This is a genomic window from Streptomyces fulvoviolaceus (genome assembly GCF_000718165.1).
In the GTDB taxonomy this organism is placed as follows: domain Bacteria; phylum Actinomycetota; class Actinomycetes; order Streptomycetales; family Streptomycetaceae; genus Streptomyces; species Streptomyces fulvoviolaceus.
Genome location: NZ_JOEY01000099.1, coordinates 1 through 23,402 on the forward strand (window position 1 = coordinate 1; position 23,402 = coordinate 23,402).

Below are 23,402 nucleotides of genomic sequence, written 5' to 3' on the forward strand. Positions count from 1 at the left end.
GGGGTGCAGTGGGGGTTTGCAGGGTTGGGTGGGCGGGAGAAATCGGCGGCGGGGGTGGTGGAGGCGGGGCCGGGGAAGCCCCGCCTCCACCGGGCGGCGGGCCGGCTCAGGTGGCCCTGCCTGCCCGAGGCGACAGGGCGGTTCGGTCGGCCCTGCCTCCCGTCGACCGCGGCGAGTAACGAGGATCCTCGCCGCCTCGAAGCCAGTGCTGCGAAGGCGCCGTAGGGCGCGCGGGACGTCGTCATGACACCGGCTCCTTCAGTACGCGATCCACCGGCACCTCGGCCGTGACCGTCACCGCCGCCGGGTTCAGGTCGCCCGGCGTCGGCATCACGCTTCCGGGCAGTTGTACGGCGGCGGCGCCGTGCGCGACCGCCGAGGCGAGGGCCTCCGGGCCGCTGCCGCCCGCGATCAGGAAACCGGCGAGCGAGGAGTCGCCGGCGCCCACATTGCTGCGTACGACGTCCACGTGTGCGCTCGCGAACCAGGCGCCCGCGCCGTCCACGAGCAGCTGTCCGTCGGCGCCCAGGCTCGCGAGCACGGCGCGTGCGCCCATCTCGCGCAACTCCTCGGCCGCCTTCACCGCGTCGCCCACCGTCGCCAGGGGGCGCCCGACGGCCTCCGCGAGCTCCTCGGCGTTCGGCTTCACCACATCAGGCCGCTCGCGCAGCGCCTCAAGGAGCGCACGCCCTGAGGTATCCAGCGCGATGCGCGCGCCCCCGGCGTGCGCCCGCGCGACCACCTCGGCGTACCACGACGGCGCGAGCCCCCGCGGCAGGCTCCCGCAGCATGCGATCCACGACGCGTCGCGCGACTGCGCGCGCACCGTCTCCAGGAGCAGCTCCTGCTCCTCCGCCGACAGCTCCGGCCCCGGCGCGTTGATCTTGGTCAGCACCCCGTCCGCCTCCGCGAGCGCGATGTTCGAGCGGGTGGCTCCGGCGACCGGCACCGGTGCGACCTCGATGCCCTGCGCGTCGAGCAGGTCGGCGACGAGCGCCCCCGGCGCACCACCCAGGGGCAGAACGGCGACCGTGCGCTGACCGGCGGCCGCGACGGCGCGCGAGACGTTGACGCCCTTGCCGCCGGGGTCCATGCGCTCGCCGGTGGCGCGGATGACCTCGCCGCGGTCGAGGGAGGGGACCTCATAGGTGCGGTCCAGGGACGGGTTCGGGGTGACGGTGAGGATCATGCGCGCACTACTTCCGTGCCACCGCGCTCGATCGCGGCGGCGTCTTCGGGGCCCAGCCCGCTGTCGGTGATCAGCAGGTCCACGTCGCTCAGGTCGCCGAAGCGGGCGAAGTGCTCCTGGCCGTGCTTGGAGGAGTCGGCGAGCAGCACCACGCGGCGGGCGGCGGCGAGTGCGGCGCGCTTCACCGCGGCCTCGGCGAGGTCGGGGGTGGTGAGGCCATGATCGGCGGAGAAACCGTTGGCCGCCACAAAGAGGACATCGGCTCGGATTTCGCCGTACGCACGGAGCGCCCAGGCGTCGACGGCGGCGCGCGTACGGTGCCGTACGCGCCCCCCGACGAGGTGGAGCTGGATGCCGGGGTGGTCCGCGAGGCGGGCCGCGATCGGCAGGCTGTGCGTGACGACGGTGAGCGAGGCCTCCAGCGGGATGGCGGCGGCCAGGCGCGCCACCGTCGTACCGGCGTCGAGGATCAGGGTGCCCTCGGTCGGCAGTTCCGCGAGGGCCGCCTTGGCGATGTGGTCCTTCTCGTCGGCCGCCGTCGTCTCGCGCTCGGCGAGGTCCGGCTCGAAGTCGAGGCGCCCGGCCGGGAGGGCCCCGCCGTGCACCCGCCGGAGGAGGCCGGCGCGGTCGAGGGCCTTCAGGTCCCGGCGGATCGTCTCGGCCGTGACCTGGAACTCCTCGGCCAGCGAGACGACATCCACCCGGCCGCCGTCACGGGCGAGCCGGAGGATCTCCTGCTGCCGCTCCGGTGCGTACATGTCCGTTCGCCTCCGACCGATACCCGACTCATGCCCGAACTTGTGGTTTCGCCTGGGAGGCTACGCCCGCATTTCTGGAAAGTAAACAGGTTCGGGCGTGATTCGGGCATGAACGGACTTCCGACTGTGCCCGGACACGACATCCGACGGACTTCCGACTGTGTCCGGACACGACATCCGACTGTGTCCGGACACGACATCCGACCGTGCCCGGTACGCCGTCGGCCCAGGTCCGGACAAGGACAAGGCAGAAGGGCCCGGTACCCCAGCAGGTACCAAGCCCTTCGCCCCGGACAGAACCCTGGGCTCAGGACACGAGCTCGGGCTCCTTGCCCTCCACCGACGGGTCTTCCACCGGCGGGCCCTCCACCGACCGCAGCTCCGACTCCGCCCCCTCCACGTGCTGTGCCGGGCGCTTGGGCAGGGCGAACATCAGCAGGAAGATCGTCACCATGACCGCCGCGACCCAGCCCAGCGCGTACTGGAAGGCGTCGGCGAACGCCGGTCCCACCTGGGCGAACCCCAGCTTGTCGGGGATCTCGCCGAAGAAGACGACCGAGACCAGCCCAAGACCCAGCGCGTTCCCCATCTGCTGCACGGTGTTGATGAGCCCGGACGCCGAACCGGCGTGCTCGCGCGGCACCTCCGACAGCACCGCGTCCGTCAGCGGGGCGACGATCAGGCCCATGCCGACGCCCATCACGATCAGCGGGAGGGCCATCTGCCAGGGGGCGATCGTCATGCCGTACCGGTCGGACTCCCAGATGTAGAGCAGCACACCCGCCGCCATCACCAGCGCGCCCGCCTGCAGCACCTTGCGGCCGAGGCGCGGGACCAGAATCTGGACGGACATCCCCGCCGCCACCGACACCGCGATCGAGAACGGGACGCCGGTCAGCCCGGCCTTCAGCGGGCTCCAGCCCAGCCCCGTCTGCATGTACAGCGTCCACACCAGGAAGAAGATGCCGAGCCCGACGCCGAAGACGGTCTGCACCGCGATGCCGGCGGCGAAGCTCTTCACCTTGAACAGGGACAGTTCGATCAGCGGGGAGCCGTCGCGTGCGGTCTTCCGCTTCTCGTACGCCACCAGCGCGCCGAAGACGACGAACGCGCCGCCCATCGACACGTACCCCCACAGCGGCCAGCCCAGCTCGAGGCCGCGGGTGAGCGGGTAGAGCAGCATCAGCAGGCCCAGCGCCACGAGCGCGACGCCGACGAGGTCGAGCTTCAGCGCTCGCGGCGCCTTGGACTCGGTGATGAAGCGGCTGCCCAGGATCAGGCCCGCGATGCCGACCGGCAGGTTGATGAGGAAGATCGGGCGCCACTCCAGGCCGAACAGGTTCCACTCGGTCAGCAGCGCGCCGAGCAGCGGACCGGACACGGCCCCCAGCCCCACGATCGCGCCGAACAGCCCGAACACCTTGCCCCGCTCGTGCGCCGGGAAGGTGGCGTGCACGATCGACAGGACCTGCGGCACCATCATCGCCGCCATCGCGCCCTGCAGGATGCGGGAGGCGACCAGCATCTCCGGGTTCGCGGCGAAGCCGCACAGCGCGGAGGCGAGGGTGAATCCGCCGATACCGAGCAGGAACAGCCGCTTGCGGCCGTAAATGTCGCCGAGGCGTCCGCCGGTGATCAGGCCGGCAGCGAAGGCGAGGGCGTAACCGGCCGTTATCCACTGGATCTGGCTGACCGACGCGCCCGCCTCCGCCCGGATCGACGGGATCGCGATGTTCACGATCGTGACGTCGACGAGGTCCATGAAGGCCGCGGTCATCACGATGGCGAGGGCGAACCAGCGGCGCCGGTCGCCTGCGGCGGGCTGAGCATCAGTGGGCTGCGCACTGAGCGTGGTCTCGGTGGAGGTCATGTCCTCAAGCTATGGCCCCATTAGGTCAGATCGTGTCCTAGTTCTACGGCATCCTCGAACCCATGACGACGGACACTCCAGCCCGGCTCCTCCAGCTCCTCTCCCTCCTCCAGACGCCCCGCGAATGGCCCGGCGGCGAGCTCGCCGACCGGCTCGGCGTCTCCCGCCGCACCGTCCGCAGGGACATCGACCGGCTCCGCGAACTCGGCTATCCCGTGCAGGCGACGCTGGGCGCCGACGGCGGCTACCGGCTGGTCGCGGGCAAGGCGATGCCGCCGCTCGTCCTCGACGACGAGGAAGCGGTGGCCATCGCCGTCGGGCTGCGCGCGGGCGCCGGGCACGCGGTCGAGGGGGTGGACGAGGCGTCGGTGCGGGCGCTGGCGAAACTGGAGCAGGTGCTGCCGTCTCGGCTACGGCACCGGGTGTCGACCCTCCAGGCCGCGACCACGCCGCTGACCAGCGGGGACGGGGCGAGTATCGCGCCCGAGACGCTGACCGTGATGGCGTCGACCGTGGCCGGGCGAGAGCGGCTCCGGTTCGCCTATCGGGCGAAGGACGGCGTCGACTCGCGGCGCGTGGTCGAGCCGTATCGGCTGGTGTCGACCGGGCGGCGGTGGTACCTCGTCGCGTACGACCTCGATCGCGACGACTGGCGGACCTTCCGGGTCGACCGGGTGAGCGAGCCCTTCGCGACCGGGGCGCGGTTCGCTCCGCGGGAGTTGCCGACGGGGAGTGCGGCGGAGTATCTGCGGCAGTCGATGTACCAGCGGCAGGAGACGTACGAGGTGGTCGTGACGTTCGCTGCGGATGCGGATGTCGTGGCCGCGAAGGTGCCGGGGTGGTTGGGGGTGCCGGAGCCTGTGGGCGAGGGGCGGTGTCGGTTGCGGGCGACCGTGGGGGACGCGGTGGAGTGGATGGCGGTGCGGCTGGCTCTGACCGGGGTCGAGTTCACGGTGCATGAGCCTGAGGAACTTGTTTCGGCTGTACGGGAGTTGGGTGGGCGGTTGAGTCGGGCGGGGGGTGTTGGCGGGGGGTGAGGTTGCCCGGGGTTGGTGCTGGTCGAGGGTGGGTGCGCTGGACGGGATTTCCAGGAGCCCGGTGGTGGTACCGGGCGTGGGCCGCGCAGCCCGGCCCATACGGGGTGCCGCTCTCTTCGGGTCGGGAGCCGCCCCAGCGACACGACTGCCCGCAGCCGAGTCGGCATCGACGTCGCCGCCCACAGCCTGACGGCATGGCTGGAGCACCCGCAGCCTGACGGCGCGGCGAGAGTGCCGCGCCCGCGACTACGACGGCACAGGCGCGCAGCCCGGCCCATACGGCGTGCCGCTCTCTTCGGGTCGGGAGCCGCCCCAGCGACACGACTGCCCGCAGCCGAGTCGGCATCGACGTCGCCGCCCACAGCCTGACGGCATGGCTGGACACCGGCAGCGACCGCCCGCAACTACCGCAGCACTGGAAACGACCGCCCGCACCTACGACGGCACCGGCAACGACCGCCCCCCGGACTGACGGCGTCGGCTGACCGCAGCCGAGCGGCAGGGATCGCCGACCCCTCAGGTCAGCCGCGCTCCTCCCACGGAAACTCCCGCAGCAGCGCGAGGTTCCGCAGCGCCAACCCTGCCGGTCCCGCCTCCCCCTCTGCCGGCTCGTCCCCCGCGACCCACGCCTCAACTGCCGTTCGTACGGCCGCACTTGCGACGGCGGCGGCGAAGCGCAGGTCCGCGGACACGACGGAATCACCGGCAACATTGTCGGCACCCTCCCCCTGCCGTTCTCCCCGGTGCTCCCCCACCCGCTCCGCCAGCACCTCCACCAGCGTCCGCTCCCCCGCCTGGCACACCTCCGCCCACACCTTCCGCAGCCCGGGGCTCGTCTCGGCGAGGCGGATCAGGGTGCGGACCCAGGCCCAGGAGGACGCCGAGACGCCGGCGCCCGGCGTCAGGGTGTGCCGTACCGCGTGTTCCAGGGCCTCGGGGACGGGCAGGTGCGCGGGGGCCTCGCGTACCGCCTCCGCCCAGAGCTGCGCGCCCGCCGCGTAGAGGGGGGCGACCGCCTCCTCCTTCGTGGCGAAGTAGCGGTAGAAGGTGCGCGGGGCGATGCAGGCGGCCTGGGCGATGTCCTCGGCGCGGCTGGCGCGCAGGCCATGTTTCACGAAGAGCCCGGCGGCCGCCCGGGCGATCTCCATCCGGGTCGCGGCCTTCCGCCGCTCGGTCAGCGAAACCGAAGCGGACACCGGCGCGGAAGCCGACCCGGAAGCCGAAGCCGACGCGGACACCGACGCAGAAGCCGACCCGGAAGCCGAAGCCGACGCGGACACCGAATCGGAACCGGACACCGGCGTCGACACCGGCGCCGATGCCGACGTAAAAGCCGACGTCACAGGCGTCGGTACAGGGCTGGGGCTGCTCACGTTCGGCAGGCTATGCCCATGTGGCAGAATCTGCCATTCGGCGGGCCACCCCGGAGTTCAGGTACGGGGTGTCCCGCCGTTCCAGCATGGCTGGGCCTGTCCGGCGGACCATGCCGCAGACACAGGGTCCGCCACGATCGACGTCGCGGCGTTGTCGTCGGTCGCCGACTCCCCCAGTGCGTCGCCCGCCGCGGCAGCGGCTGATGTCAACGTCTCCTCCGGCCCGCGGCTCGACGCACCAGACCCCGCTCACCGGTGCCGATCAGGCACGCCGCTTCCCTGCGACCCGATCCGCCGGACAGGTCCCGGACGGGCCCAGAAGAGAGAGCCGGACCCCGGCGCCCGGGGGGAGGGGCGCCGAAGTCCGGCTCGGGGAGAGTCCCGGCGCCGGGGGGAGTGCGTCGGGACTTGGCTCAGGGGATCCGGGACACGGTCGTGGATCCGAACACCTGGACCCTGAAGTCTTGTTCCCGGGTCCCTGCAGGTTGAAGCGGCGTCGCACCGCCGTGTTTACGCCGTCTTTCGCGACCCGGCGTACGCCACTCGACACTCATCACGCCCCCCTGACCGCCCCGGCCTTGAGGCCTGCCTTACGCCGCCGCGTCGAACCCGGTGTCCCGCGCGAGCTTCTTCAGCTCGAGCAGGGCGTGCTTCTCGATCTGGCGGATGCGTTCGCGGGTGAGGCCGTGCTCCTTGCCGACCTCGGTGAGCGTGCGCTCCCGGCCGTCATCGATGCCGTACCGCATCTTGATGATGGAGGCCGTGCGCTGGTCGAGGCGGCCGATGAGGTCGTCGAGTTCCTCGCTGCGCAGGAGAGTCAGCACGGACTGCTCCGGGGACTCCGCGGAGGTGTCCTCGAGCAGGTCGCCGAACTGGGTCTCGCCCTGGTCGTCCACCGGCATGTTCAGCGAGACCGGGTCACGGGCCCAGTCCAGCACGTCGATCACGCGGTCCGGCTTCGAGTCGAGCTCGGCGGCGATCTCCACGGGCTCCGGGTCGCGGCCGTGCTCGCGGTTGAACTCGCGCTGCACACGGCGGATCCGGCCCAGCTCCTCCACCAGGTGGACGGGCAGCCGGATGGTGCGCGACTGGTCCGCTATCGAGCGGGTGATCGCCTGGCGGATCCACCAGGTCGCGTACGTCGAGAACTTGAAGCCCTTGCGGTAGTCGAACTTCTCGACCGCGCGCACCAGGCCGGCGTTGCCCTCCTGGATCAGGTCGAGGAGCGGAAGACCGCTGCGCGGGTAGCGGCGGGCGACCGCCACGACCAGCCGGAGGTTGGAACGGATGAAGACGTCCTTGGCACGCTCACCCTCGGCGACCAGGGCCTCGAGCTCCTCGCGGGTGGCGTCCGCCCGGGACTCCGCCTCGCCCTCGAGAACCTGTCGCGCGAACACACCCGCTTCGATGATCTGGGACAGCTCGACTTCCTTGGCGGCGTCGAGCAGCGGTGTGCGCGCGATCTCGTCGAGATACATGCCGACCAGGTCGCGGTCGGCGATCTCGCCGCCATGGACGCGAACACTGCGTGCCGCGTCGCTGGTCCCGCCGGTGGCGGACTTACGACGGGCGACGGCACGGGTTGCCATGCGTGCTCCCTTGCGATGGTGAGGTCGGGTGGTCCTTCGGACGCTCAGCACCGTCACCGAGGCCCTCCCGGTACTGTCCGGACTCTCCTCGGGTGCCCTGCATCCGATGGAAACAACGACTGGAATCCGGACAGAATTCCCAACCCGACCCTCTATTTTTCTGATCATGCAGTACCCTGTGCCGCCACACGAGGAGGCGGGATGCCGTCGGAACGCACAGAGGTGCAGGTCAGGCCGGGAGTCGAGGGTGACCTCACCGCCCTCACCGACATCTACAACCACTACGTACGTGAGACGCCCATCACATTCGATACCGCCGTCTTCACTCCGGAAGAGCGCCGCCCTTGGCTGCTCTCCCACCCTGAAGACGGCCCGCACCGGCTGATGGTTGCCACGGCGGCGGACCCGACAGGCAACTCACAGGAGATCCTCGGTTACGCCACATCCAGCCCGTTCCGTCCGAAGGCCGCGTACGCGACCTCCGTGGAGGTCACCATCTACCTCGCCCCGCACGCGGGCCGCCGTGGCATCGGCACGCTCCTCTACAAGGCCCTCTTCGAGGCCCTGGCGGGCGAGGACGTGCACCGTGCCTACGCGGGCATCGCCCAGCCCAACGAGGCGTCCACGCGGCTGCACGAACGCTTCGGCTTCCGGTACGTCGGAACGTACCGGGAAGTGGGCAGGAAGTTCGGCCGCTACTGGGACGTGGCCTGGCACGAGAGGGACCTGTAGACCAACCGGAAAAGCCTCGTCAGCCGAACTGCACCGACCGCTTCGCCATCCCCATCCAGAACCCGTCGATCACCGACTTCTGCGAGTCCAGCTCACCACTGACCTCCGCCGCCCCCATGGCCACGAACAGCGGGGCGAAGTGCTCGGTGCGCGGGTGGGCGTAACGGCCTGCCGGGGCCTTGTGCAGGAAGTCCAGCAGGCCGTCCCAGTCCCGCGTCTCCAGCGCGCGCCGACCCCAGTCGTCGAACTCCGAGGACCAGGTGGGCACTCCCCCGCCGGTGTGCCGCAGGGCGGCCAGGTTGTGGGTGAAGAAGCCGGAGCCGACGATCAGGACGCCCTCGTCGCGCAGCGGCGCCAGCTTGCGGCCGATCTCCATCAGCCGCACCGGGTCGAGGGTCGGCATCGAGATCTGCAGGACCGGGATGTCGGCGGACGGGAACATCTCGACGAGTGGGACGTAGGCGCCGTGGTCGAGTCCGCGGTCCGGGATGTCCTGCACGGGGATGCCGGGAGCGCGCAGCAACTTACGTACGGAATCGGCGAGTTCGGGGGCGCCGGGCGCACCGTACGTCACCTGGTAGTAGTGCTCGGGGAAGCCCCAGAAGTCGTAGACGAGGGGGACCGGCCGTACCGCGCCGAGGGCGAGCGGGGCCTCCTCCCAGTGGGCGGAGACCATGAGGATCGCCTTGGGGCGGGGCAGGTCGGCGGACCAGGCGGCGAGCTCGCCGGGCCAGATCGGGTCGTCGGCGAGCGGCGGGGCGCCGTGGCTCAGATAGAGGGCGGGCATGCGCTCCTGCGTGGCGGCGGACATGACGGCGACTCCTCCAAGGGCTGTTGCTTCAAGCCTGAAGCACGATCTGCTTCAACTTTAAAGCTTCTACTTTCAAGACTGTACGCGCCATTTGTTTAAGATTCAAGGAGAGTCCTCGTAGAGTGGGGTACATGAACACGGCATCCACACCCGCTGAAGAGCCAGAGTGGCTCACCGAAGAGGAGCAGCGCGTCTGGCGCTCCTACCTGCACGCCTCCACCCTCCTCGAAGACCACATGGACCGCCAGCTCCAGCGTGACGCGGGCATGCCGCACATCTACTACGGGCTCCTCGTCAAGCTCGCCGAGTCCCCGCACCGACGGCTGCGGATGACCGAGCTGGCCATGTACGCGAAGATCACCCGCTCCCGCCTCTCCCACGCGATCGCCCGCCTGGAGCGCAACGGCTGGGTGCGGCGCGAGGACTGCCCCTCCGACAAGCGGGGCCAGTTCGCGGTGGTCACGGAGGATGGCCTGGAGGTGCTGAGGAGCGCCGCGCCGGGCCATGTCACCACCGTACGGAACGCGGTGTTCGACCGGCTCTCCCCCGAACAGCAGAAGTCCCTCGGCGAGATCATGCAGATCGTCGCCGAGGGACTCCAGCCCAACGAAGCGGGTGCGGACCTGCCCTGGCTCCGCTGAGCCGCTCGCTCAGCCGAACCAGGGCAGGTCCTCTGTGCCGTACGTACGGAGCGTCCCCATCCCCGTACGTACGTCAGGTTCCGAAGGGGTACGACCGGACGGTCGCCGTCAGTGGGCGACCACCGGCACCTTGATGTCGTCCCCTTCTTCTGCGGATCCCTCGCCGGAACCGGTCACGACGGAGGTGTCCGGGCGGCCGGCGTTGACGAGGGTCACGACGATGACCGCGGCGAGGACCAGCATGCCGACGGCGAACCAGATCGCGTTGGTGTAGCCGTGCACCATGCCCTCCAGCTGGACCAGCTGCTGCTGCGAGCGGGAGGATGCGGAGCCGATGTGGTCCGCGACGTAGGTGGTCGTGGCCGACGCGGCGATCGTGTTCAGCAGGGCCGTACCGATCGCGCCGCCCACCTGCTGCGAGGTGTTGACCATCGCGGAGGCGACACCGGCGTCCCGGGGCTCGACGCCCAGGGTGGCCAGGGACATGGCGGGCATGAACGCCGTACCCATGCCGAGGCCGAGCAGGAGCATCGCCGGCAGGATCGTCGAGGCGTAGGACGAGCCGATCTCCAGCTGGGTCATCAGGAGCATGCCGACCGCGGCGACCAGGAAGCCGGGGCCCATCAGCAGGCGGGCCGGGAGCCGGGTCATCAGGCGGGTGCCGATCTGGGTCGAGCCGACCATCATGCCGACGATCATCGGCATGAAGGCGAAGCCGGTCTTGATCGGCGTGTAGCCCTTCACGATCTGCAGGTAGTAGGTCAGGAACAGGAAGGTGCCGAACATCGCGATGATGGCGATGCCGAGCGAGAGGTAGATACCGCCGCGGTTGCGGTCGGTGATCACGCGCAGCGGCAGCAGCGGGGCCTTGACCTTGGCCTCGGTGACGACGAACGCGATGAGCAGGACCGCCGACGCCACGAACATGCCGACCGTCAGGGAGTCGCCCCAGCCGTTGGACTCGGCGCGGGTGAAGCCGTAGACGAGCGCGACCAGGCCGAGGGTGGACAGGAGCACGCCCGGGATGTCGAGCGGGTTGCGGTTGCGGCCGCCCTCCGGCTCACGGATGACGAAGTACGCGCCGAGCGCCGCGGCGATGGCGAACGGGATGTTGACGAAGAACGTCCAGCGCCAGTCCATGTACTCGGTCAGCACGCCGCCGAGGATGAAGCCGACGGCGCCGCCGCCACCGGCGATCGCACCGTAGATGCCGAACGCCTTGGCGCGCTCCTTGGCGTCCGTGAACATCACGGCGAGCAGGGAGAGCGCGGCGGGCGCGAGCAGGGCGCCGAAGACACCCTGGAGGGCGCGGGCACCGAACATCATCGCCTCGTTGGTGGCCGCACCGCCGAGCGCGGAGGCCAGGGCGAAGCCCGCCAGACCGACGACGAAGGCGTTCTTACGGCCCCACAGGTCGGCGATCCGGCCGCCGAACAGGAGCAGTCCGCCGAAGGCGAGGGCGTAGGCCGTGACGACCCACTGGCGGTTGCCGTCGGAGATGCCCAGGTCGGTCTGGGCGGACGGCAGGGCGATGTTCACGATGGTCGCGTCGAGCACGACCATCAGCTGGGCGAGCGCGATGAAGACGAGCGCTTTCCAGCGGTTGGCGTCGCCGGTCTGCGCGGCGGCGCCGGGAGCCTTGGAGGCTGTTTCAGACATGGGGATACCCACTTCGGGACTTCGTGACGGAAAAAGGTGTCGTAAGGGGACGGCCCGTCATCGGTGACGGCCGGAAAAGTCGGTGTGGTGACTGGCGTGAAGCGCTGAACTAATCGGTCAGGGCCGGCCGGTCAGGCCTGGCGGAGGTCCTCCATGGTCACGGCCGTGCCCAGCAGGGTGGAGCGGGCCGGGGCCCGCAGTCCGTCCAGGAACAGCTGCAGATGACGGTGTACGAAGCGGTCGGCGCTGAGGCAGCCGATGCCGGCCGGGGGCCGGCTGAGCTGGACCGCGGCGACCAGCACGTCGCCGACGCCGACGTCGGGGCGGAGCTGACCGGCGGCCTTGGCCCGGTCCATCAGCTGCTCGACGAGCTGCTCGATGCGTTCGCGCGAGGCCACGAGGTCGGGGTGGTTCTGGTCGAAGGTCGAGGAGGCCATCGGGCACAGCGCGCTGATCCGCTCGTCGGCGGAGACGTGCACGAAGCGCTCCAGGGCCTCGAAGGCGTCGCCGGTCTCGGCGAGCGCGAGCTCGGCCGCCTCCGACGTACGGTCCATGACCGAGCAGACGACCTCGCGGACGAGGGCGTCGCGGTCCGGGAAGTTGCGGTACACCGTGGCGTTGCCGACGCCGGCCCGGCGGGCGATCTCGTCGAGCGGCACGTCGGGGCCGAACTCGGTGAGCATCTCGCGGGCGGCGGTGACGATCCGCTCCCGGTTGCGCAGGGCGTCGGCGCGCGGCCGGGTCACCTTTCGCTGCACAGCGGTCGCGATCACGGCGTACTCCTCGGGTGACTGGTGTGCGATCCGGGGAGCGTCTCCCCGTTTCGCGCGGACACACGTCTAAACGGGGAGACGCTCCCCGGTTATTTCGGGTTGAGGAGAAATCGTCGTGTGACCTGAGTCACATGATCGACGGCGAGAAACCCACGTTCGGTCTCCTCCAACGCGCGCCCCCGCACCCCTCGACACAGGGTGATCGAAAGGGTGCAGCCCGTGGACCTGCGGCTGCCGTGGACGGAGAGGGCCGTGCATGCAGCAGAGCAGTCGTCGGATACGCCCGCGCCGTGTGGCCGCCCTCGTGTCGGTGACGGCGCTGACCTTCGCGGTCAGCACGTCGGCCGGCACCGGTCACCTCACGGCGGGTTCCACAACGGCGGCCGGGGCCGGCCCGATCGCGCTGTCCCGCTCCTCCGTGCACGGCCCCTGCATGATCAACGGCGGACCGGCCGTCCAGATGTCCGAGGGCGTCCCCACCTCCGGCGGCTACTCCCGCTCCACCGGCACCGTGCGCGCCCTGACCCTGATGGTCGACTTCTCCGACGCCCCCGGCCGGGGCAGAGCCCTCGACCGCTACCGCGAGTTCTTCCCGCAGACCCAGGACTGGTTCCGCACCAGTTCCTACGGCCGTCTCGACTACCGCCCCGAGACCCCGGTCCCCGACTGGCTGCGCATGCCGAAGCCCTTCCGGTCCTACGACATAGAGCGCGGCGCCCCCTTCGACCCCGGCTACCGCCGGCTGGTCCAGGACATCGTGGCCGCCGCCGATCCCCAGGTGGACTTCCGGTCGTACGACTTCCTGAACGTGCTGGTGACGCCGAACGCCGGCCCCTCCGCGCTGGACACGGTCCTGTCGGTGACCTTCGCGGGCAACCCCGAGGCCCCGGTCGCGGACGGCGTCCCCGTCTCGAACGCCTCCTTCGTCTACTCCCGCCAGGACGACGGCTCCGGCACCTACGACCGGACCGGCTACCGGGTCCTCCCCCACGAGAACGGCCACGTCTTCGGCCTGCCCGACCTCTACACCCAGGAGGGCGGGGGCGCGGTCGGCCACTGGGACATCATGAGCGAGGACTGGGGGGCCAACAACGACCTCCTCGGCTGGCACAAGTGGAAGCTCGGCTGGCTGGACGGGACCCAGGTGAACTGCGTGACGACCCCGGGGACCACGGAGTACACGCTGACGCCGCTGGCCCGTCCGGGCGGCGCGAAGCTCCTCTTCGTTCCCCTGAGCGACCGCACCGGGTACGCCGTCGAACTGCGCACCCGCGAGGGCAACGACGAGACCGTGTGCCGTCCGGGCGTGCTGATCTACAAGGTCGACGCGGACGTCGACACCGGCATGGGCCCGGTGAAGGTGTACGACTCCCAGCGTGACAGCGGCGGCTGCACCCGCAGCCCGAACGTCCACGCCGAGCTGTCGGACGCGCCCTTCGCTCCCGGGGAGGAGTTCCGGGACCTGGGGAAGGGGGTCCGGATCCAGGTGGCGGGGGCGGACGCGGACGGGAACTACCGGTTGCTGGTGACGCGGCGGTAGGAGCCGGGGCCGGGTGGCCGGGGATTACGGTAGGCCTGCCGCGATCGCCGTACCGGAGAGCCGATGCCCTCGAACACCGTGCTGGACCCCCATGGAGCTGCCGACGCCGTACCGGCCGAGGCGGTCACACCGTTGATCCGGGGGGTCGCCGTGCTGCGGGCACTGACCGAGGCGGGCGGGACGCTCAGCCCGAGCGGGCTGGAGCGGGCCACCGGCCTCGCGCGTTCCACGGTCGACCGCATCACCTCGACCCTGGCCCGGATGGGATACGTCCGTCTCGACGGCCGGGACGCGGTCCTCGCCCCCCGGCTGATGGAACTGGGCAACGCCTACCTGTCCTCCCTGCGTCTGCCCGCCCTGTTGGGCTCCCACGCGGACGCCCTCGCCGACGAGCTGGACGAGTCGGTGTCGCTCGCGGTCGGCGACCGTGACGGCATCCGGTTCATCCACCAGGCGACCCGCCGCCGCGCGATGTCCCTGAGCTTCCGCATCGGCGACCTGCTGCCGGCCGAACGCACCGCGCCGGGACCGCTGTTCGCGGCGGAGTGGACGCGGGAGGAGCGGGAGAGCTGGCGTGCGCGCCGGGCGGCGGATCCGGAGGACCGGGGCTTTCCCGCCGTACCACCGCGTGAACACAGGGACTCGGACGGGGAGTTCGAGCGACGGGCGGCGCAGGCGGGGCGGGACGGCTGGGCGCTGGACGACCAGTTGATCGAACCGGGGCTGGTGGCGGTCTCGGTGCCCGTGCGGGATCCGCGCACGGACCGGATCGCGTGCGTGGCGAGCGTGGTCAGCCACACGAGTCGGCACACGGCGACGGATCTGCACGACACGCTGCTTCCCCGGCTGCGGGCGGCGGTCGCGGGCATGGAACGCGAACTGGCCGGGGCAGCGGGGGCGGAACCGGGGCCGCCGCCCTCGGGGCTGGCGACCTGGACGGGGGCGTCGAAGCAGGAACTGGGCCGGGAGTTCGTCGAGTCGCTCGCCCGTGGGCTGACCGTCCTGACGGCCTTCGGCCAGGGGCGGGCGGAGCTGACCCTCACCCAGGTCGCCACGGCGACGGGGCTTGCGCGGGCGACCGCCCGGCGGGCGCTGCTCACGTACGAACATCTGGGGCTGGTGGCCCCGGGCCCGCACCGCGCGTTCGTGCTGACGCCGCGGGTTCTGTCCCTGGGGTTCCCGCCGCTCTCCCGCACCTCGCTGCCCCGGATCGCGGGCCCGCACCTGGCTGAACTGGCCGCCCGGGTCGAGGAGTCGGCGGGGCTCGCGGTGCTGGCCGGTGAGGAGGTCCAGTACACGGCCCGGGCGGGTGCGGGCCGTGTCATGAGCGTGGACATCACGGTCGGTACGCGGCTGCCGGCCCGGGCGACCTCGCTGGGGCGGGTGCTGCTGGCGGGGGGTCCGGACGTGACCGACCCCGTGCTGACGGACGTACGCACACGGGGTTACGCGCTGGTCGACGAGGAGTGGGAGGAGGGGCTGCGTTCGGTCGCGGTCCCGGTCCGCGACCGTGCGGGTGCAGTGGTGGCCGCGGTGAACGTGGCCCTGCACGCCGCCCGCCGCACCGTCGAGGAGTGCGTCCGGGACGTCCTGCCCGAGCTGACGGCGACGGCGGCCCGTATCGAGGCGGATCTGCGGGTGGCGGGGCGGTTCACCCGGGTTCCGTTGTCCTGAGCCCCTCGGGCGTCGCGGTCGCGGTCGCAGGCGTGGTCACGGCCGCAGGGGTGGCCACGGTCGCAGGGGTCAGGCCGCCTTGAGGGCCGCTTCCTTGCCCTTGTTGGTCGCGTCCTCGAGAGCCTTGGCCTTGGACGCGTCGGCGAGCGGGATGAGCTCGGCCATGGCGGGGTTGGAGTGGGCGAGGGTGAGTTCGGGGACGATGAAGTCGACCTTCATGCCCATCATTTCGGTGAGGACGCCCTCCAGGTAGTTCTGGACGTACTCGAGGGGTTCGCGCGGGGTGCCGGGGGCGTAGGAGCCGCCGCGGCTCGCCACGATGTACACCGGGGTGCCCTTGACCGCGGACTCCTCGACGAGCGCGGTGCGGCCCACGAGTATCACCTGGTCGATCCATGCCTTCAGCGTGGAGGGAATCGTGAAGTTGTACATCGGGGCGCCGATGAGCACGACGTCCGCGCTCTCCAGTTCCTCGATGAGCTTGAGCTGCTCGGCGAACGCGGCCGCCTGCTCCGGGGTGTGGTCGGCGGGGGCGCTGAAGGCCGCGGAGGCGGTGAGCGTGTCCAGGTGCGGCACCGGGTCGGCGTTGAGGTCCCGGTAGATCACCGTGCCGTCGGGGTGCTGGGCCTCCCACGCCTGACGGAAGGCGGCCGTGACCGCGCGGGAGGCGGAGTTCTGCTCCGGCCACAGGGCCGAGTCCAGGTGCAGCAGCGTTGCCATGGGGGTCTCCAATGAACGGGATACGAAAGGGGCGCCCGGAAGCGAAGAACGTTCATTCCGTGTGCTCCTATTGATACCACAGGAGCTTACTTTTTCTCAGCTACGACCGGTCCCGCAGTACACTTCAGCCATGAGGGAACCGGTCGCAGAGCCCTGCAAGACGGTCGACGGCGCGATCACGCGCGTCTTCGCGCTGCTCGGAAAGCGCTGGACCGGCCCGATCATGGCCGTACTGATGGAGCACCCGGTGCACTTCGCCGACCTGCACCGCGCCATCCCGGGCATCAGCGAGCGCATGCTCTCGGACCGGCTGACCGAGCTGGGCGCGGCAAGGCTGGTCGTGCGCGAGGTGGACGAGGGGCCGCCGCTGCGCGTCTCGTACCGCGTGACGGAGGCCGGCGAGGCCCTCGCGCCGGCCCTGAAGGAACTGGCCGCCTGGGCGGAGAGGCACCTCCCCGAGGCGGACCGAAGCTCGGCCTCGTCCGCTCTCTGACCTCTGCCCTGTGGGTGATCCCCAGGGTTCAGGCTGCGTCGGCTCGGGTCACCCGCCGCACCAGGTCCACCCAGGTGGCCTGGAGGCGTGCGACGGGGAACCCGCAACCGACCCGCAGGTAGTCCGCCGTCTCGAAGGTCGCGAAGGCGAGCAGGGCGTGGGCGAGCATGTCGCGGTCGCCGTCAACTCCCGCCTCCCGCAGGAGAGTCGAGACATGCTGGTGGAACGCGCGGCCGGTGTCGGAGGCGTGCCGGCGTTCGTGGAGCACCTGGCGGCCCAGCGCGGCGCCCAGGTCCGCGCCGGCGGCGGTGCGCTCGATCAGCGCGCAGCCGAACGCCGCCAGCCGGTCCCCCGCGGACGCGCCCGGTCCCAGTGGCGGGGGACCCGAGGTGTACGCCTCCTGGAACTCGGCCTCCGCCGCACCGAGGAGGGCGAGCAGCAGCCCGTCACGGTCGCCGAACCGACGGAAGAGCGTGGCCTTTCCGACCCCGGCGGCCTCCGCGACCTCGTGCATCGTCACGTGTTCGGCCCCGCGCTCGGCGACCAGCCGGGCGGCCGCCGCCAGCAGCCGGGTCCGGTTACGGGCGGCATCGGCCCGCTCGGTGACGGAGTCGTCCGGTGCGTGCATCACGGGGTCAGCTGCTGGTGCCCTATGACGGAGAGCAGCTCCAGCTTGCTGTGGCTTTCCGTGCCGGGACGGGTGGTCAGCACCACCAGGGTCTGGGCGCGGTTGTCGGTGAACAGGACCTGGCCGTCGACGTCGATGCGGCCGAGTTCGGGATGGACGATGGTCTTGCTCTCGTCGTAGCGCTGGGCGACCTCCTGCAGTTCCCACAGATCGACGAACTCCGGGCTGTGTTCCCGGAGTTCGGCGAGGATCCGGGCGGCTCTGGGGGTGTCGCTGCCGGCCGTCAGCGCGACCCGCAGCCGGGCCGCCTGGGCGCGGCCGTGGCGTGCGTGGTCCTCCTCCGGGTACACCAGGCGCTCGGCGGGGTCCATGAACCAGCGGTAGTAGGCGCTGCGGGCCAGGCCGGTGTGGCGGGTCTGGTCCCCGAGCAGGGCGATGGCCAGCGGGTTCATCGCGAGGGTGTCGGCCATGTCGGTCAGCACCAGGGCCGGGGTGTCGTCCAGCCGGTCCAGGACCCGCATCAGCGTCGGGCTGACGTGCTCGGTGCGGTGGAAGCGGGCCGGGGCGTTGTGCCCGAGGAGACCGAAGAGGTGGTCACGCTCGTCCAGGGTCAGCCGCAGCGCCCGGGCCAGGGCGGTGGCGATCTGGATCGAGGGCTGCGGGGCGCGCTGCTGTTCCAGGCGGGCGTAGTAGTCGGTGGACATACCGGCGAGCTGGGCGACCTCCTCGCGGCGCAGCCCCCGGGTACGCCTGCGCGGTCCCTCGACCAGCCCGACGTCGCGGGGGCGCAGCGTCTCACGCCGCCGGCGCAGGAATTCCGCCAGTTCCTTCTTGTCCATGCCGACCATCGTCGCCGCTTCCCGCCCGGCTATCCAGAGACCACCGATCCATGGCTACGGCTGCCTGACCTGGATGACCCGCCTCGAGATGCGCCAGCCGTCGGCGGTGCGCCGCATCTCGTCGGCGTGGACCGCGCTGACGACGGTGCCGCCGTCCATGACGCCCAGGGCCTTGGACCGGACCCGGGCCTCGTCGCCCGGCCCCTCCGACACGACGATGCTCGTCGTGCGATGGGCGCTCGCGTGTCCGTCGGCACTCGGGACGGAGGTGATCGCGTCCAGTCCGACGACCGGCTCGAAGCCGAAGGCGCTTCCGTCCCGTACGGCGTCCTCGGTGAGGACCTCACCGAGGACGCCGAGTTCACCGTCGTCCTGTCTCCGGTCGGCTCAGCCGACGTTGCTGAGCCGAGTCAGGACGTCGTCGTACGAGCCGTTGGCCTCCGCGTCGCGCACGAACCTGGCCTGCGCCACGATGTTCTCCCTGGCGTCGGGCTGGTCGCGCAGAAGGGTCAGGGTCTCGGAGAGGAAGTCGTCCAGCGGCATGGCCGTCTCGCTGTCCTGCTGGCCCAGCAACGTCGTCCGCACGGCCGGCGGGGCCACCTCGATCACCTGAACACCGGCATCGGCCCGGGCGAGCTGCACGCGCAGGCTCTCGGAGAAGGAGTGCAGCGCGGCCTTGGTCGCGTTGTAGGTCGGGGTGATCGGCAGCGGCACCCACGCCAGCGTGGAGGTGACGTTCAGGACAGCCGCGTCGGCCCTGCCCACCAGCAGCGGCAGGAAGGCATACGTCATCCGGATCGTGCCGAGCAGGTTGACCGTGACGTGGTCCTCGGCGACCGGGAGGTCGGCCTGGTCGAGGAGGTTCTCGCGCAGCATGATGCCCGCGTTGTTGACCAGGACGTTCAGCTCCGGGTGACTCGTCGCCACCGTCTCGGCGGCGCGGGCGATCGAGTCGGGGTCGGCGACGTCGAGGACGAGCGCGTCGATGCCCGGGTGCTCGGCCGTGATCTCGTCGAGGAGTTCCTTGCGCCGACCGGCGACGATCACCTTGTTGCCGGCCTCGTGCAGACGCAGGGCCAGGCCGAGCCCGATGCCCGAGGTGCCGCCGGTGATCAGGATCGTGTTGCCGGTCATCTTCATGGGGGTCTTCTCTCCTTCGCGGGCTGCGGGCCGGTGAGCGCCCGCAGCCTCGACCGTAGGAGCGCCCGCGTGGGGGCGGGAGAGGAAGGTTTGTCCAGGGACCGGCGGTCCCTGCATGTCCTTCGTCAGAGGGTGGTGGTGCGGGGGCCGTTGTACAGCTCGTCGGTGACCTTCTCCAGCCAGGTCGTCTCCGGGCTGGCGTCGCCGAGTCCCTCCCACAGGGCGGGTGTTCCATGAAGGCGTCGGGGCGGCCCCGTGCCAGTGCTCCTCGCCCGGCGGGGTGTGGACCGTGTCGCCGGGGCGGGCCTCGATGATCGTGCCGTCGCGGCCGCCGATCAGGGCGATGCCGGAGACGATGTGCAGGGTCTGGCCCAGGGTGTGGGAGTGCCAGTCGGTACGGGCGCGGGGCGCGACCGCGTCCTCGAACGGATCGAGCGTTTCGACGCCACGTACTCCCGCTTCCGCCCCGACTCGCTCGTGTCCCGGATCGCCGCCGCGCCGGACGGAGGACGGTTCGCGTTCCCGCCCGACTCGCTCACCCTCTTCGGCCTCTACGACCGTCCCCTCGCGGCGACGGACGGCGCCGTGGACCCACTGGTCGGACGCGCGCTCGAACTCCTCGGCTACGACGCCATGTACTCGCTCACTCCGGCTGCCGAGGCGGTCGTAGCAGCTGAGCGCCCGGCGGCCTGGGCGGCGGACGTCGTCCGGGACGGCCCGGTGATCGTCACGCGCCGTCCGCTCGTGATCGACGTGGGCGCGGCCGGGAAGGGCTACCTCGTCGACATCGTCTCCGCGCTGCTCCGGGAGGCCGGGTTCACCCGGTTCGTCGTGGACGCGAGCGGCGACCTGCGCCAGACGCCGTAACACCGGTCCGTTCCGTCCGCGATCCGAGGGCCCCGCGAAGGGGGCCCTGTCATACCCCCCGCTGACGGCTCCCCTGAACAGCGCGGTCTCCCGCGTGGCGGGGCCGGGAGCCACGCTCTACACAGAGAGAAGACGAGGCTCCATTTCACGGAGGACCCCCCATGTCCGGTTCCCGGACCGCAGCGGAACCCCAGCCCCAGATACTGATCGCACCCGCCACCGGCCGGCGCACCAGCCCGGCCGCCGCGCTCGGCGCGGCCGTGATCGGCTTCTTCGTCATCACCCTGGACGCGCTCATCGTGAGCGTCGCCCTGCCCTCGATGGGGGACGACCTGGGCGGTGGCATCACCGGGCTGCAGTGGGTCGTGGACGGCTACACGCTGATGCTGGCCGCGCTGCTGCTGTCCGCCGGGGCGATCTCCGACCGGATCGGCGCGCGCCAGGCCTTCGGAGCGGGGCTCGCCCTCTTCCTCGTCGCCTCCGCGGCCTGCGGTTTCGCGCCCACCCTGCCCGTACTGGTCGCGGCGCGTCTGGTCCAGGGCGCGGGCGCGGCGGTCATGATGCCGGCGACGCTGGCCATCATCCGTGAGGCGTACCCGGACGCCGCCGACCGGACCAGGGCGCTCGCGCTGTGGGCCGTGGGCGGCTCGGTCGGCGCGGCCGCCGGGCCGCTGCTCGGCGGTGCGCTGACCGTGCTGAGCTGGCGGTGGATCTTCTTCATCAACGTGCCGGTGGGCGCCGTGGCCCTGCTGCTGCTCGCCCGCGTGGCGCGCTCCCCGCGCCGTCCGGTCCCGTTCGACCGGACCGGGCAGATCACCGCGGTCCTGACGATGGGCGGCCTGACGTACGCGCTGATCGAGGGCGGCGAGTACGGCTTCGACCGGCCCGAGGTGCTGGCCGCGCTGGCGGTGGCCGCCGTGTCGCTGGTGGTGTTCCTGCTGGGCCAGGCCCGCGGCGCGCATCCGATGATGCCGCTGGACCTGTTCCGCTCCCGGCCGGTCGCGCTCAGCCTGGTGGCGGGATTCGCCCTGAACATCGGCTTCTACGGCCTGGTCTTCGTCCTCAGCCTGTACTTCCAGGACCTGCGGGGCCTGTCGGCCATGGCCACCGGCGTGGCGTTCCTGCCGATGACCCTGGTGACCGCCGGCGGTGCCTTCGTCTCCGCCGCGATCATCCGCAGGGCGGGAGCGAGGGTGACGATGGTCGCCGGGCAGTTCGTCATGGCCGGGGGCCTGCTGCTGGTCTGCCTGCTGCCGCTGTCCACGCCGGCCTGGGCGGTCGCCCTGCTGCTGGTGCCGGTGGGCATCGGCGGCTCGCTGGCCGTGCCCGCGATGACCGGGCTGATGCTGGAGAGCGTGGCCCCGGAGCGCGCCGGCCTGGCCGGTGGCGTCCTCAACACCTTCCGCCAGTTCGGCGGCGCGCTGGCGGTGGCCGTCTTCGGCGCGCTGATCGCCGACCGGGCGACCTTCCTGCACGGCCTGCGCGTCGGCCTGGTGTCGGCCGCGGTCCTGCTGGTGGCGACCGCTGTGCTCGGCCTGCGCCGACAGCCCCGCCACTGAAATCCCCCTCTCCCCTGATCGGAGTAATCCCCCATGACCGGCAAGAGCACGTACCTGAAGCTCAACAACGGTGTCGAGATGCCCGCCCTGGGCCTCGGCGTCTTCCAGAGCTCCCCCGAGGACACCGTGGGCGCCGTCGAGGCCGCCCTCGAGGAGGGCTACCGCCTGATCGACACGGCGGCCGCGTACGGCAACGAGCGCCAGGTCGGCGAGGCCATCGTCCGCTCCGGCGTCGACCGCTCCGAGGTGTTCGTGACCACCAAGCTGTGGATCAGCGACTACGGCTACGACGAGGCCCTGCACGCCTTCGACGCCAGTCTGAAGCGTCTGGGCCTGGACCACCTGGACCTGTACCTGCTGCACCAGCCGGTGCCCACCGACTTCGACGGCACCGTGGCCGCCTACAAGGCCGCGGAGAAGCTCCTGGCCGACGGCCGCGTCCGTGCGATCGGCGTGTCCAACCAGAGCGAGCAGCACCTGACGGACCTGATGGCCCGCACCGAGGTGGTCCCGGCCGTCAACCAGGTCGAGATCCACCCGTACTTCAACCAGCCGGCCCTGCGCGCCTTCCACGCCGGCCACGGCATCCTCACCCAGGCCTGGTCCCCGATCGGCGGCATCACGGTCTACCGCCCGGCCGACCCGGACAACGTGCGGAACGCCCTGCGGGAGCCGGTCGTCACCGCGCTCGCCGACAAGTACGGCAAGACCCCGGCCCAGGTCCTCCTGCGCTGGCACCTCGAACACGGGGTGTCCCCGATCCCGAAGTCGGTCCGCCCGTCCCGGATCGCGGAGAACATCGACGTCTTCGACTTCTCCCTCACCCCGGCGGAGGTCGCCGCCGTCGACGCCCTCGACACGGGAGTACGCGGCGGTCCCGATCCCGAGCTCATCAACACGACGACCCACCCGAAGAGGGTCGAGAACTGACGCGCCGGCCCACCGTCGAAGAGGAACGGAACATGTCCGGTCGTAGCAGAGGAGCCGTGCGCGCGAGCCTGGCCGGCATATCGGCGGCCGCCGCCCTGGCCGCGTGCTCGACCGACGCCCCGGACACCGCGCGCGACACGGAATCGCCCGCGTCGCGCACCAACTCCGCATACGCGGACGGCGAGTACACGGCGCGCGGCTGGTACGGCGGCCTGCCGTCGAGCATCGAGGTGACCGTCACGCTCGACGACGGCGTGATCACCGACGCCGAGGTCGCCCCGCAGGCCACCGATCCCACGTCACGCGACTTCCAGGAGCGCTTCGCCGCCGCGGTCCCGGACCTCGTCGAAGGCAGGCCCATCGACGAGGTCCGCCTCGACCGCGTCGCAGGCTCCAGCGGCACCCCGAACGGCTTCAACGAAGCGATCGCCCGGATCAAGGACGAAGCGTCCGGCTGACGCCACGTCAGACAAGTAACCGTAGGAAAGGCCATGCCATGCCGACCTGGACCGACGACGAGCTGGACCGCATCGGCTCATCCGTCGAACTCGACCTGGAGTCCGAGCGCGCCGACGGCACC

At 71.3% G+C, this 23,402-nt stretch carries 22 protein-coding genes and 2 pseudogenes; 10 read left to right on the plus strand and 14 right to left on the minus strand.

The window, feature by feature from the left end; genetic code table 11:
* Positions 1 to 241 precede the first annotated feature (241 nt).
* The 3 genes from pfkB to IG08_RS0151265 form a co-directional block, all read right to left on the minus strand.
* Positions 242 to 1,189 carry a 1-phosphofructokinase gene (gene pfkB / locus IG08_RS0151255; RefSeq protein ID WP_030621267.1) on the minus strand — a complete coding sequence of 316 codons (948 nt, stop codon included), beginning with the start codon at positions 1,187 to 1,189 and terminating at the stop codon, positions 242 to 244.
* A complete protein-coding gene (locus IG08_RS0151260; RefSeq protein WP_030621279.1) occupies positions 1,186 to 1,947 on the minus strand; it encodes a DeoR/GlpR family DNA-binding transcription regulator in 762 nt (253 codons plus the stop codon). The genes pfkB and IG08_RS0151260 overlap by 4 nt, the downstream gene beginning before the upstream one ends.
* A gap of 307 nt (positions 1,948 to 2,254) precedes the next feature.
* Positions 2,255 to 3,817 carry an MFS transporter gene (locus tag IG08_RS0151265; RefSeq protein ID WP_030621281.1) on the minus strand — a complete coding sequence of 521 codons (1,563 nt, stop codon included), beginning with the start codon at positions 3,815 to 3,817 and terminating at the stop codon, positions 2,255 to 2,257.
* Positions 3,818 to 3,879: 62 nt separating this feature from the next.
* Between IG08_RS0151265 and IG08_RS0151270 the strand changes: the two genes are divergently transcribed.
* A complete protein-coding gene (locus tag IG08_RS0151270; protein WP_030621282.1) occupies positions 3,880 to 4,854 on the plus strand; it encodes a helix-turn-helix transcriptional regulator in 975 nt (324 codons plus the stop codon).
* Between the two features lie 521 nt (positions 4,855 to 5,375).
* Here IG08_RS0151270 and IG08_RS0151275 read toward each other — a convergent pair.
* Both IG08_RS0151275 and IG08_RS0151280 read right to left on the minus strand, forming a co-directional pair.
* Complete coding sequence (locus IG08_RS0151275; RefSeq protein ID WP_030621287.1) at positions 5,376 to 6,002, minus strand: TetR/AcrR family transcriptional regulator; 627 nt, start codon at positions 6,000 to 6,002, stop codon at positions 5,376 to 5,378.
* Between the two features lie 815 nt (positions 6,003 to 6,817).
* On the minus strand, positions 6,818 to 7,816 hold the full coding sequence (locus IG08_RS0151280; RefSeq protein WP_030621289.1) for a sigma-70 family RNA polymerase sigma factor: 999 nt from the start codon (positions 7,814 to 7,816) through the stop codon (positions 6,818 to 6,820).
* A gap of 201 nt (positions 7,817 to 8,017) precedes the next feature.
* Between IG08_RS0151280 and IG08_RS0151285 the strand changes: the two genes are divergently transcribed.
* Positions 8,018 to 8,548, plus strand: a complete 531-nt coding sequence (locus IG08_RS0151285; protein ID WP_030621291.1) for a GNAT family N-acetyltransferase — start codon at positions 8,018 to 8,020, stop codon at positions 8,546 to 8,548.
* Positions 8,549 to 8,567: 19 nt separating this feature from the next.
* On the opposite strand, the gene IG08_RS0151290 is transcribed toward IG08_RS0151285, so the two are convergent.
* Complete coding sequence (locus tag IG08_RS0151290; RefSeq protein WP_030621292.1) at positions 8,568 to 9,359, minus strand: dioxygenase family protein; 792 nt, start codon at positions 9,357 to 9,359, stop codon at positions 8,568 to 8,570.
* 131 nt (positions 9,360 to 9,490) lie between these two features.
* Here IG08_RS0151290 and IG08_RS0151295 point away from each other — a divergent pair, with 131 nt between their 5' ends.
* Positions 9,491 to 10,000 (plus strand): MarR family winged helix-turn-helix transcriptional regulator, encoded by a 510-nt coding sequence (locus IG08_RS0151295; protein ID WP_030621295.1) that lies wholly within the window; start codon positions 9,491 to 9,493, stop codon positions 9,998 to 10,000.
* Between the two features lie 108 nt (positions 10,001 to 10,108).
* Here the strand turns inward: IG08_RS0151295 and IG08_RS0151300 are convergent, their stop codons facing one another.
* On the minus strand, positions 10,109 to 11,659 hold the full coding sequence (locus tag IG08_RS0151300) for an MFS transporter (RefSeq protein ID WP_030621297.1): 1,551 nt from the start codon (positions 11,657 to 11,659) through the stop codon (positions 10,109 to 10,111).
* A 131-nt stretch (positions 11,660 to 11,790) separates the two neighbouring features.
* Positions 11,791 to 12,432 carry a TetR/AcrR family transcriptional regulator gene (locus IG08_RS0151305; RefSeq protein WP_390898671.1) on the minus strand — a complete coding sequence of 214 codons (642 nt, stop codon included), beginning with the start codon at positions 12,430 to 12,432 and terminating at the stop codon, positions 11,791 to 11,793.
* 256 nt (positions 12,433 to 12,688) lie between these two features.
* Here IG08_RS0151305 and IG08_RS0151310 point away from each other — a divergent pair, with 256 nt between their 5' ends.
* Both IG08_RS0151310 and IG08_RS0151315 read left to right on the plus strand, forming a co-directional pair.
* Positions 12,689 to 13,972 carry a M6 family metalloprotease domain-containing protein gene (locus tag IG08_RS0151310; protein ID WP_078656119.1) on the plus strand — a complete coding sequence of 428 codons (1,284 nt, stop codon included), beginning with the start codon at positions 12,689 to 12,691 and terminating at the stop codon, positions 13,970 to 13,972.
* Positions 13,973 to 14,035: 63 nt separating this feature from the next.
* Positions 14,036 to 15,646 carry an IclR family transcriptional regulator domain-containing protein gene (locus tag IG08_RS0151315; RefSeq protein WP_030621305.1) on the plus strand — a complete coding sequence of 537 codons (1,611 nt, stop codon included), beginning with the start codon at positions 14,036 to 14,038 and terminating at the stop codon, positions 15,644 to 15,646.
* 69 nt (positions 15,647 to 15,715) lie between these two features.
* Here IG08_RS0151315 and IG08_RS0151320 read toward each other — a convergent pair whose 3' ends face one another.
* Positions 15,716 to 16,366, minus strand: a complete 651-nt coding sequence (locus IG08_RS0151320) for an FMN-dependent NADH-azoreductase (protein WP_030621307.1) — start codon at positions 16,364 to 16,366, stop codon at positions 15,716 to 15,718.
* Positions 16,367 to 16,496: 130 nt separating this feature from the next.
* Here IG08_RS0151320 and IG08_RS0151325 point away from each other — a divergent pair, with 130 nt between their 5' ends.
* The gene (locus tag IG08_RS0151325) at positions 16,497 to 16,859 is read left to right on the plus strand and encodes a winged helix-turn-helix transcriptional regulator (RefSeq protein ID WP_030621309.1); all 363 of its coding nucleotides are present in this window, start codon (positions 16,497 to 16,499) and stop codon (positions 16,857 to 16,859) included.
* A 28-nt stretch (positions 16,860 to 16,887) separates the two neighbouring features.
* Here IG08_RS0151325 and IG08_RS0151330 read toward each other — a convergent pair whose 3' ends face one another.
* The 5 genes and pseudogenes from IG08_RS0151330 to IG08_RS62165 all read right to left on the minus strand — a co-directional run.
* Positions 16,888 to 17,487 carry a TetR/AcrR family transcriptional regulator gene (locus IG08_RS0151330; RefSeq protein ID WP_030621312.1) on the minus strand — a complete coding sequence of 200 codons (600 nt, stop codon included), beginning with the start codon at positions 17,485 to 17,487 and terminating at the stop codon, positions 16,888 to 16,890.
* Positions 17,487 to 18,326, minus strand: coding sequence for a helix-turn-helix transcriptional regulator (locus tag IG08_RS0151335; protein ID WP_030621315.1), 840 nt, complete (start codon positions 18,324 to 18,326; stop codon positions 17,487 to 17,489). The genes IG08_RS0151330 and IG08_RS0151335 overlap by 1 nt, the downstream gene beginning before the upstream one ends.
* A 54-nt stretch (positions 18,327 to 18,380) precedes the next feature.
* Positions 18,381 to 18,686: pseudogene (locus IG08_RS58460) on the minus strand (nuclear transport factor 2 family protein); the annotation flags it as partial.
* 27 nt (positions 18,687 to 18,713) lie between these two features.
* The gene (locus IG08_RS0151345) at positions 18,714 to 19,466 is read right to left on the minus strand and encodes an SDR family oxidoreductase (protein WP_030621319.1); all 753 of its coding nucleotides are present in this window, start codon (positions 19,464 to 19,466) and stop codon (positions 18,714 to 18,716) included.
* 309 nt (positions 19,467 to 19,775) lie between these two features.
* A pseudogene (locus IG08_RS62165) lies at positions 19,776 to 19,841 on the minus strand (cupin domain-containing protein); the annotation flags it as partial.
* Between the two features lie 9 nt (positions 19,842 to 19,850).
* Here IG08_RS62165 and IG08_RS62170 point away from each other — a divergent pair.
* The 4 genes from IG08_RS62170 (at position 19,851) to IG08_RS62175 (ending at position 23,280) form a co-directional block, all read left to right on the plus strand.
* Positions 19,851 to 20,333: an FAD:protein FMN transferase gene (locus IG08_RS62170; protein WP_234343210.1), complete on the plus strand. Its 483-nt coding sequence runs from the start codon at positions 19,851 to 19,853 to the stop codon at positions 20,331 to 20,333.
* Positions 20,334 to 20,494: 161 nt separating this feature from the next.
* Positions 20,495 to 21,892, plus strand: a complete 1,398-nt coding sequence (locus tag IG08_RS0151355) for an MFS transporter (RefSeq protein WP_030621322.1) — start codon at positions 20,495 to 20,497, stop codon at positions 21,890 to 21,892.
* Between the two features lie 33 nt (positions 21,893 to 21,925).
* Positions 21,926 to 22,822, plus strand: coding sequence for an aldo/keto reductase (locus IG08_RS0151360; RefSeq protein ID WP_030621324.1), 897 nt, complete (start codon positions 21,926 to 21,928; stop codon positions 22,820 to 22,822).
* Positions 22,823 to 22,854: 32 nt separating this feature from the next.
* Positions 22,855 to 23,280, plus strand: coding sequence for an FMN-binding protein (locus IG08_RS62175; protein WP_030621328.1), 426 nt, complete (start codon positions 22,855 to 22,857; stop codon positions 23,278 to 23,280).
* The last annotated feature ends 122 nt before the right edge of the window (positions 23,281 to 23,402 follow it).

What these genes read in the sequence shown, in the direction of transcription:
- IG08_RS0151265 (WP_030621281.1), bottom strand. Translation starts at nt 3,817, where the DNA reads ATGACCTCCACCGAGACCACGCTCAGTGCGCAGCCCACTGATGCTCAG.
- IG08_RS0151280 (WP_030621289.1), bottom strand. Translation starts at nt 7,816, where the DNA reads ATGGCAACCCGTGCCGTCGCCCGTCGTAAGTCCGCCACCGGCGGGACC.
- IG08_RS0151275 (WP_030621287.1), bottom strand. Translation starts at nt 6,002, where the DNA reads ATGGAGATCGCCCGGGCGGCCGCCGGGCTCTTCGTGAAACATGGCCTG.
- IG08_RS0151335 (WP_030621315.1), bottom strand. Translation starts at nt 18,326, where the DNA reads ATGGACAAGAAGGAACTGGCGGAATTCCTGCGCCGGCGGCGTGAGACG.
- IG08_RS0151320 (WP_030621307.1), bottom strand. Translation starts at nt 16,366, where the DNA reads ATGGCAACGCTGCTGCACCTGGACTCGGCCCTGTGGCCGGAGCAGAAC.
- IG08_RS0151330 (WP_030621312.1), bottom strand. Translation starts at nt 17,487, where the DNA reads ATGCACGCACCGGACGACTCCGTCACCGAGCGGGCCGATGCCGCCCGT.
- IG08_RS0151355 (WP_030621322.1), top strand. Translation starts at nt 20,495, where the DNA reads ATGTCCGGTTCCCGGACCGCAGCGGAACCCCAGCCCCAGATACTGATC.
- IG08_RS0151360 (WP_030621324.1), top strand. Translation starts at nt 21,926, where the DNA reads ATGACCGGCAAGAGCACGTACCTGAAGCTCAACAACGGTGTCGAGATG.
- IG08_RS0151295 (WP_030621295.1), top strand. Translation starts at nt 9,491, where the DNA reads ATGAACACGGCATCCACACCCGCTGAAGAGCCAGAGTGGCTCACCGAA.
- IG08_RS0151315 (WP_030621305.1), top strand. Translation starts at nt 14,036, where the DNA reads ATGCCCTCGAACACCGTGCTGGACCCCCATGGAGCTGCCGACGCCGTA.
- IG08_RS0151260 (WP_030621279.1), bottom strand. Translation starts at nt 1,947, where the DNA reads ATGTACGCACCGGAGCGGCAGCAGGAGATCCTCCGGCTCGCCCGTGAC.
- IG08_RS0151310 (WP_078656119.1), top strand. Translation starts at nt 12,689, where the DNA reads ATGCAGCAGAGCAGTCGTCGGATACGCCCGCGCCGTGTGGCCGCCCTC.
- IG08_RS0151285 (WP_030621291.1), top strand. Translation starts at nt 8,018, where the DNA reads ATGCCGTCGGAACGCACAGAGGTGCAGGTCAGGCCGGGAGTCGAGGGT.
- IG08_RS0151270 (WP_030621282.1), top strand. Translation starts at nt 3,880, where the DNA reads ATGACGACGGACACTCCAGCCCGGCTCCTCCAGCTCCTCTCCCTCCTC.
- IG08_RS0151325 (WP_030621309.1), top strand. Translation starts at nt 16,497, where the DNA reads ATGAGGGAACCGGTCGCAGAGCCCTGCAAGACGGTCGACGGCGCGATC.
- IG08_RS0151290 (WP_030621292.1), bottom strand. Translation starts at nt 9,359, where the DNA reads ATGTCCGCCGCCACGCAGGAGCGCATGCCCGCCCTCTATCTGAGCCAC.
- pfkB (WP_030621267.1), bottom strand. Translation starts at nt 1,189, where the DNA reads ATGATCCTCACCGTCACCCCGAACCCGTCCCTGGACCGCACCTATGAG.
- IG08_RS0151345 (WP_030621319.1), bottom strand. Translation starts at nt 19,466, where the DNA reads ATGAAGATGACCGGCAACACGATCCTGATCACCGGCGGCACCTCGGGC.
- IG08_RS0151300 (WP_030621297.1), bottom strand. Translation starts at nt 11,659, where the DNA reads ATGTCTGAAACAGCCTCCAAGGCTCCCGGCGCCGCCGCGCAGACCGGC.
- IG08_RS62175 (WP_030621328.1), top strand. Translation starts at nt 22,855, where the DNA reads ATGTCCGGTCGTAGCAGAGGAGCCGTGCGCGCGAGCCTGGCCGGCATA.